Below are 7885 nucleotides of genomic sequence, written 5' to 3'. Positions count from 1 at the left end.
ACGCTCCTCGGCTGCCTTCACGCGCTCGTCAGCAGTCTTGAGCAGCTTTTCAGTGCGGGCCTGCATCTCGGCGGTGCGCGCATCGGCGGCACGCACACGCTCAGCTGCTGCCTGAATGTCCTCTCGGGCACGATCCAGCAGGTCTTGAACGCGTAGCTCCTGCTCATGCGCTTGTGCCTCGACCTCGCGGGTGCGCGCCGCTGTCTCACGGATCCGGTCGATCAGCTTGGCTCAATCTCGCGCTGAGGACCGGCGCGTTGGTGGTGCCGCAGCCTCAAGGTCGTCATAGGTGTCCACCAAGCGCAGGACGTTGCTCAGACTACCGTCCGCAGCTGCGGCACGTGCCTCGATGGCGGGTGTCCGGTCAGAACCAAGGTCCCAGGGTGCTCGCTTGATCGGATCCATGAACATGACACCTCTCACAACGCAGCACGCAACAATTCGCAAACTGAGCTTGGAAGAAATTTACGTACTATAGTTTTAACGTCAATGCTCTGAAGCTGGGTAAGACGAAGGGGAGCGCACATGCGCTTGGCTGATGCTGTTTTGCTACGCGGCTGAGGGATGGTGCGTCGCACAATGCAAGATGCCGCGCGTACATGCGTGATCGTCAGCTTTGACTTGCCCAGATCGCCAGACCGCAGACTGCGGCCAGCGTAACACTGCATAGTAGCGCGATCAGCCCAAGCTCCCGATAGAAGCCGCGTGTGGCCGCACGTCGCTCTGCCTCCTCGTCCGTACTTGGCAGGTAGGAGCTTGGATCAGCCATGAGGCTCAGTTCGGCATGATTGCGAGCGCACGTGCCGACAGCATGGAGTGCAGAACCTACCCGCTCGCGGAGGAATGGCGGCTCATGGTTCTTCGTGCACACGAGATCCGCCTTCATCGAGCTGTTCACCCTATGGGCCAGACGGGAAGAATGATGAAGCCGCTGCGTTGCCCTCGGTATGGGCCATCACGGTATGAGCTTGGTCCTGGCTTATAGACTTCACCCACCTCCCGAGCGGCGCGCTCAGGCGACCCTTGTTTGCGCCTCGGTGGCGGCAGCCCACAACGTCGCAAGGCTTCCGGGCTTGCCGAGCAGGTAGCCCTGACCACGGTCGGCGCCGAGAAGTTGGAGTGCGCTGAGTTCCGCGGCTGTCTCGATGCCCTCAGCCACAATGCAAGATCCTGTCTCGCGCGCGTAGAAGACCATCGCAGTGGCCAAAGCCCGCCGCGCGGGGTCAGTGTCAACGGCACGCGTCAGGCTCATGTCCATCTTGATGATGTCCGGGCCGAGCTGCACGATGTGCTGCAAGCCCGAATACCCGGCGCCTGCGTCATCCACCGCGACCCTAACGCCGAGACGCTTCAGCGGCCTGAGCTGGGCATGCAGGGCCGTGTAGTTCGACACCGCTGCGTGCTCGGTGATCTCCAGGATGATGCGCTCGGCATGCTCGACAGGAATGAGGTTTCTCAAGCGTCCGCTGATCACCAGCTCGGGCGAGGCGTTGAGCGAGAGCGAAATCGAGGCCGGCAGGTGTGGGAGGGCGGCGAGCGTCGTCCTAAGGACGGCCAGCTCCAGCTCAAGCCCGAGACCGACATCGAGAGCGTCCTGGAACCACTTGTCGGGCGAGCGGTACGGGGTTGGCTTAAACCGGCACAACGCCTCGCAGCTGATCACAGTGCTGCTCCGCAGGTCGAAGATCGGCTGAAAGACGATGTCGTAATTCTCAGCCGCGATCACGCCTGCGATGCTGTCATGCGTCTGCTGGTCCTTCTGTCGCTGCTGAAGGCCTGTGTTGACCTGCCTGGTCGCCAGCCCGGCAAAGACGCGCATCGTGGCGAGGTCGCGCTCGTTGAGAGACGGGATCGGTCGCGGGCTGAGGCAGCAGAACATCCCGAACGGAGTGCCGTCGAAGAGGCGGATCGGTATGCTGATGTGCGAGCCGATCGGCACGGCTGCCGTTATCGGCATCTCGCGTGCGAGCCGCACCTGTGCCGTGTCGGGGATCAGCTCGGGCAGGCGTCCGGCCAGGATGTGGTTGCAGTACACATCGTCGAGAGAGTGGGAGTCGCCGACCTTGATTAGGTGCTCAAGGCCCGGCGCATCGACACGGCGGAAGATGGTTCGGCCGGCGCTGAACTCGGAGAAGTAGGCGACCTCCATACCGAGATGGTTCCGGATCGCCACAAGGGCATCCTGGATCACGTCCTCGCCGGCAGCGGCATGGGCGCCGAGCGGCGCAAGATCACTGGATGACAGAACCATGTGCGAATCTCATGTCGTGCTTGGATGATTAGGGCGCTGATGTATTGAGAGAGCTGAAACTGCAGCCCTGTATAAGTGTTATCGCCCGTTTGAAGCGTAGGGCGCGCCGCTAGGCATGCCTATTGCGATTTCAGCCGAGGGCGCGTGCTGCTGCGGTCACCTTCTGAACCGCGCTGTCCACGTCGCCGGCGGCGCGTGCGATCGCATCCATGTTCTGCCGCACGACCTCCACGCTGCCGGCAGCCGTGTGCATGTTCAGCGACATGTCGCGGGTGACGGCAGATTGCTCCGTCACGGCCGAGGAAACGCTTAGCGAGATCTGGCACAGGTTCTCAATCGTCATCGTGATAGCTTCGATCGCTTGCACCGCCTGACCTGTGGCAGCCTGAACGGCCCCGATCTGGAGACCAATCTCTTCGGTTGCGCGAGAGGACTGGTTTGCGAGCGCCTTCACTTCCGATGCGACAACCGCAAAGCCCCGCCCAGCCTCGCCCGCTCGTGCCGCCTCGATTGTGGCGTTGAGTGCCAGCAAGTTCGTCTGATCGGCAATCGAACGGATGACCGTTACGACCTCTCCGATCCGGTCGGTCGAGGCCGTCAGACCAGAGACGATGGCCGCCGCCTCCTTGGCCCGCTTCACCGCATCGTCCGCCGCGCTCTTTGCTTCGATCGCGTGCCGGCTCAGCTCCTCGCTCGACGCTGCAAACTCCTCCGCGCCTGCTGCTACGGATTGAACGTTTCCAGAAGTTTGAGCGGCCGCGTCCGCTGTGGCCGTTGCTTGCTGGCTGACGCCCGACATTGCCTGTGTGATGGAACCGAGGTCGACCTCGATCACCTGCTGGGCCTGTCGACGCCGCTCCCGGTCAGCCACCTGCTGGGTGATGTCGCTGGCAAACTTGACGACCGCGCAAGGTCGTCCATCGGCGTCGAACACCGGATTGTAGGAGCCGTAGATCCAGACCTCCCGGCCCCCTTTGCCGACCCGCCTGAACTCACCTGACTTGAACTCGCCACCAGCCAGGGCCTTCCAGAACCCTGCGTAGACGCTGCCCTCGCGATCCGCAGCTGTGACGAACATGCTGTGGTGCTGGCCTAAGATCTCATTGAGGCCATAACCCATCGCGCTCAGGAAGTTCGCATTGGCGTGCGTGATCGTACCGTCGGGCAGGAAGTGGATGACGGCCTGAGAGCGGTTGATGGCTGCGATCTGGCCTTCCGCTGCAACGGAGCGCAGCTTCTGATCGGTGATGTCGCTTGCGATCTTTACGACCTTGATGGTGCGTCCACGTCGATCAAGCACGGGGTTGTAGGAGGCCTGTATCCAGACCTCTTTGCCATCCTTGCGGATGCGCTTGAACTCGCCGGTCGCGAATTTGCCTCTACGAAGTTTGACCCAGAATTCCTCGTAGGCAGCACTGCCGCGCTCGTCGGGCGGCATGAACATGCTGTGATGCTGGCCTTGGATCTCGGACAGCGTGTAGTCCACCGCCCTGAGGAAGTTCTCGTTGGCGAGAAGGATCTTGCCGTCCGGACTGAATTCGATGCGACCTTGCGAGCGATCAACGGCCTGCAGAAGCGCGGTGTAGTCGGAGTTGAAGAGAGACATGGTAGCGCTCGCGTATGTCGTCGAAAGTTCAAGGATCGGCTATTAATCAGACAGAGAACGGATGTGTTTCGCTGCAGTTGATCAGCGTGCTCATGCGAGAGCGGAGCGCATCGACCTGCTTGAGATAGTTGTCCGTGACCTCTGTAACGCGCGTGTGCTGTTCCAGGCTGCAGAGCGCCTTCAGGTCGTCGGCCGTACGCACGAACAACCGTTGAGCCGCCTTGAGCTGCAGGGCGAGTTCCTTCAGGCGGGCAACATCGCCTGCCGGACAATCGCTCTGACTTTGGACGAGCAGCCTGTCACTTGCTGGACCACGAAGAAGCGGGGCAACGTTGCCAATGGGTTTAAGAAGCATCGGGCGAATTCCGCGCTCGTAGAAGTAAATGAGGATGCATTTTATGCTAATAGCTTAAGACCACTAATTGCATCAGGCACTTGATTAGCTTTATCTAGCATGATTTTATTAATTATAAGTCAATATTAATCCGAATTCAGAGATAGAATTACTGAGATATGTTAGTTTCGGGATAGGTAATGCTGCTTGTAAAAATATTTCGCGGATATATTGCTCGGCCTTTCTGCTTGATGCCCTGATCTGCTCTGTATGACTACTTTGAATGTAGGGCCGCAATTTCCAAGCATCGTTTGAGCTAATTTGCGCTATGACAAGTTAATTATATGTAAATTGCAAATGTTAATCTTACGCCTCACTGTTGATGTGCCAGAAGAGGCTTCTCTGCTGATAGCTTGTTGAAAATGTAAACTGCAGGTTTCAAAAAGTGTCTGGAGTGCTAGCCAACCATTCGAGTTTAAGGGCCCAGCTAGGCTTTGCCCTTCGGCCTACTCATGCAATGTAAGCCGCTCGGATCATGGCAGACGGAACGGCCGTATACCCTGAGTTGCCAGAGGCTTTCCGAGGGCCAAAGATACTTAGCGGGGTGGAAAATCATGGCGAACCTCGTTCGCCGAGCAGAGCACTGGAAGCAGTATTCCACCCCTCCCAAAACTCTCGCGTACCACGAGGAGCCCGGCTGGGAGTTTCGGGAATTGGAGTACGGCCCAGGGGGTGCTTGGGATTTTGTTTCGACGAAGCTTCATATTGCGTCGCACCTCGATCCTGTTCGACAACGTATCGGTCCGACGAGTTCGCCATTCCTGTTGGTTCCGCCGAGTTCCGCAGTCAGTGCGCCGGGCGACTGCCTCGCGGGATCGTGGGAGGGCAGCGGACGCAGTCAGCACATTTTGATCTCGGCCGGATTTGTCGCGACCGCGATCGGCGCAGACATCGGCCTTGGAGCGGTAAGTCGCCGCCGTTTCGCCCGCACTCGAGAGCTGGACCTCCGGGACCAGATCGCCCAAAGCCTCCTTGCGACGTTTGGCCTTGAGATTAAAAGCGGCAACGCGAACGGCCCGTTGTTCCTGCAGATGCTAGTGGCGGCCATGGTCCATCATGCTCTGCGTGCAAGCACATCTTTACAGAAGCCAAGCTACGGCAGCCTGTCTCGCGAACAACTGGGAATGGTGTTTGATCTGATGGACAGCCAGATGGCTGGCCGACCGAACCTTGGCGAATTCGCGACCCTTCTCGGCGTCAGCATTCAGTACTTCTGTCGTGCGTTCCGGGCTACGACAGGTATCTCGCCCCACCAGTACATGCTCAAGCGGCGCGTGGAGTTCGCGCGGGCTATGATCGAGACGGGAAGCATGCCCCTCAGCCATGTCGCGCAGGCTGCTGGCTTCGTCGACCACAGCCAGATGGCGGCAACCTTCAGGAAGCTCCTCAAGGTCTCTCCGTCGCATTTCCGCAACAGCAGAGCCGTCGTGAACTGAGGGGGCGGACGACTTGTTCGCGCTATCACCACGGGTTTCCGAAACGACAAGACACGCATTTTACCGCCGCCTACGCTGCCCGAACCAAGAAAAAAGGGGTCCGGGATGAAACGTCATGCAGCTCTAGTTCTGGCCACGACGAGCTTTCTGGCTCTCGGCAGCGCCACCGGGTTTGCACAGTCGGGCTACTACACCGGCCTATTTGGTTTCGGTGATAGCCTTACCGATAATGGCCGAATTCCGCGAGAGGTGAATGGGTATAGCCCAACAGGCACATTAGACGCCCTACGTGGGACACGCCTCTATGAGGGCGGACGCTGGTCCAATGCCCCAGGTTACTTTGAATTGTTGCCGGATCGCATTGGCGCTCCATACAATCCAAGCAACGATTATGCGATCGGCGGCGCCGCTTCCGCCAGGCAGGCACCTAATCCTTTTGCATCGCCCGCCTTCCCGTGGGGCGTTCCAGATCAAATCGATCAATTTACCGCGCGAACCGGCCGCTTCGGGCCGCGCGATCTTGCGCTTCTCTGGATTGGGTACAACGACATAAGCCAAATTCCAGTAGCCGCCACCCCAGAACAGCGTTCGACTAGGCTATCGTCAATTTTGACGAACAATATCTCTGCTCTTGACCGACTTGTTGGGCTCGGGGCTCGAGAGCTCTTGGTCTTCAATCAGCAGACATTCCGCGGCAACAACCGAGACTTGGCTACGTCCTTCAACACGCAGTTTCCCGCTCTGTTGCAGGCCTACTCAGACAGAGGCATCAACGTTCACTACTTCGACGTTGACAGCCTGCTCACTCGTCTGCGAGCAAACCCGACCGCATTCGGCTACATTCCGCAAGCCGCCCTTGGGAGCTGCAGCGCAGATCCAGCCTGCGCGCCTATCGGTTATCTCAACGGTGGCGCTGCCGAGAACCAGTATATCTCCGTCGATGGCGTCCATCTCACAGGCAGAACGAATAGCTACATCGCAGCCTTCGTTTCCAACCAATTGAACGCTCCTCTGACGAGTGGTCCGCAAGGCGAACTTGGTCAATCGGTGGGCCTGGCGTTCTCCTCAACCCTGATCGACTTCCTCAGCGCTGAGCGGCGGCGGAATATGGTCATGTCGGTCCCTGTGGCCTACTCGGCCGATTTACCGGGACGAACTGCTCCGCCCTCGACAATCCCCATCCAGGTCGGCAGTCCGTTCTCTCTCTTCGCTCTAGGCACTTACGCCGCAGTTGATCGCACCGTTCAAAACCGCGCTGCAGGTAACATCGGCAATACCTACGGTGCCGATTTTGGCGGTGTCACTGCGGGCGTGATGTATCAAGCCACACCCAACCTCGTTCTTGGCGCTGCCTTCAACTACCTGAACACGTCCGTCGACCTTCGCGGTCCAAGCAATGGCCGAATAGACCTCGACAGCTTCCAAGGAGCTGGGTTTGCCTCCTTGTCGTTCCCGAACTTCTTCGCGGATGCGGCCTTCACGTACGGCAGCAATAATTACACCGTGAGCCGGCCTGGCGCATTGAACGATCGTCTCTCCGCAGCACCAGGCGGCGACACCTTCACGGCTTCGGCCCGCATCGGCTACCTGTTCGACCTTGGCGCTTTCCAGGCTGGTCCGATTGGAGAAGTCGCCTACGCCAATGCGCACGTGGCTGCCTACCGCGAGAGTGGCGATCCCCTGCTGAGTATCGGCGTACGACAGCAGAACCTCGAAGGCCTCACAGCTGGTGGAGGGGTTCAGGTTCGAGCAACGCTGCCAGCCTTCGGGGGGCTGATCAGCCCATTCCTAAACGTCACCGCGCAGCACGACTTCCTTGATGGAGTGCGGACCGTTACCTCTTTTCAGACCTACGCACCGTCGCTGCTGATCCGTACTCAGACTGGCCGCTTCAGCGATGATGTCTATGGTCGTGTTGCTGGCGGACTCGATGTAGACCTCGGGAATGGTCTCAGCGGCGTCATCACCGGCTCAACGAGCTTCGCTCGGTCTGGCGGAGACGACCACACCGTGAGCGCTGGCTTGCGCTATCGCTTCTGAGTATTACTTCATCAGCTAATGAGTATCTCGGCCCGGCTCTGTCTGCCGGGCCTATTTATATCGTCTCGCTTAGAAATTAAGGAGCATAATTCTTTGGGGTCTTACTCCCCCGGCGAGAACACTGGTTCTTCGCTCAATTGACCAGCCCCCATTTGGTG

General features: G+C 59.1%; 5 protein-coding genes. 2 read left to right on the top strand and 3 right to left on the bottom strand.

Features of this window, described 5'->3' with window-relative positions:
• Positions 1–1012: 1012 nt before the first annotated feature.
• The 3 genes from MFF55_RS26390 to MFF55_RS26380 form a co-directional block, all read right to left on the bottom strand.
• The gene (locus tag MFF55_RS26390) at positions 1013–2251 is read right to left on the bottom strand and encodes a sensor domain-containing phosphodiesterase (protein ID WP_238247197.1); all 1239 of its coding nucleotides are present in this window, start codon (positions 2249–2251) and stop codon (positions 1013–1015) included.
• A 130-nt stretch (positions 2252–2381) separates the two neighbouring features.
• Entirely contained in the window at positions 2382–3857 is a 1476-nt protein-coding gene (locus MFF55_RS26385; RefSeq protein WP_238247194.1) for a methyl-accepting chemotaxis protein, read from the bottom strand.
• Positions 3858–3903: 46 nt separating this feature from the next.
• A complete protein-coding gene (locus MFF55_RS26380; protein WP_238247192.1) occupies positions 3904–4212 on the bottom strand; it encodes a hypothetical protein in 309 nt (102 codons plus the stop codon).
• 593 nt (positions 4213–4805) lie between these two features.
• Here MFF55_RS26380 and MFF55_RS26375 point away from each other — a divergent pair.
• Positions 4806–5687: a helix-turn-helix transcriptional regulator gene (locus MFF55_RS26375; RefSeq protein ID WP_238247190.1), complete on the top strand. Its 882-nt coding sequence runs from the start codon at positions 4806–4808 to the stop codon at positions 5685–5687.
• Between the two features lie 105 nt (positions 5688–5792).
• Positions 5793–7727, top strand: a complete 1935-nt coding sequence (locus MFF55_RS26370; protein ID WP_238247189.1) for an autotransporter domain-containing protein — start codon at positions 5793–5795, stop codon at positions 7725–7727.
• The last annotated feature ends 158 nt before the right edge of the window (positions 7728–7885 follow it).

Origin of the sequence: Methylobacterium iners (genome assembly GCF_022179305.1) — a bacterium.
Taxonomy (GTDB): Bacteria; Pseudomonadota; Alphaproteobacteria; order Rhizobiales; family Beijerinckiaceae; genus Methylobacterium; species Methylobacterium iners.
This window is presented reverse-complemented; position numbering and strand designations above follow the sequence as displayed.

Excerpts from the sequence above, each read along its gene's own strand:
- MFF55_RS26380 (WP_238247192.1), bottom strand. The coding sequence starts at position 4,212 with ATGCTTCTTAAACCCATTGGCAACGTTGCCCCGCTTCTTCGTGGTCCA.
- MFF55_RS26385 (WP_238247194.1), bottom strand. The coding sequence starts at position 3,857 with ATGTCTCTCTTCAACTCCGACTACACCGCGCTTCTGCAGGCCGTTGAT.
- MFF55_RS26390 (WP_238247197.1), bottom strand. The coding sequence starts at position 2,251 with ATGGTTCTGTCATCCAGTGATCTTGCGCCGCTCGGCGCCCATGCCGCT.
- MFF55_RS26375 (WP_238247190.1), top strand. The coding sequence starts at position 4,806 with ATGGCGAACCTCGTTCGCCGAGCAGAGCACTGGAAGCAGTATTCCACC.
- MFF55_RS26370 (WP_238247189.1), top strand. The coding sequence starts at position 5,793 with ATGAAACGTCATGCAGCTCTAGTTCTGGCCACGACGAGCTTTCTGGCT.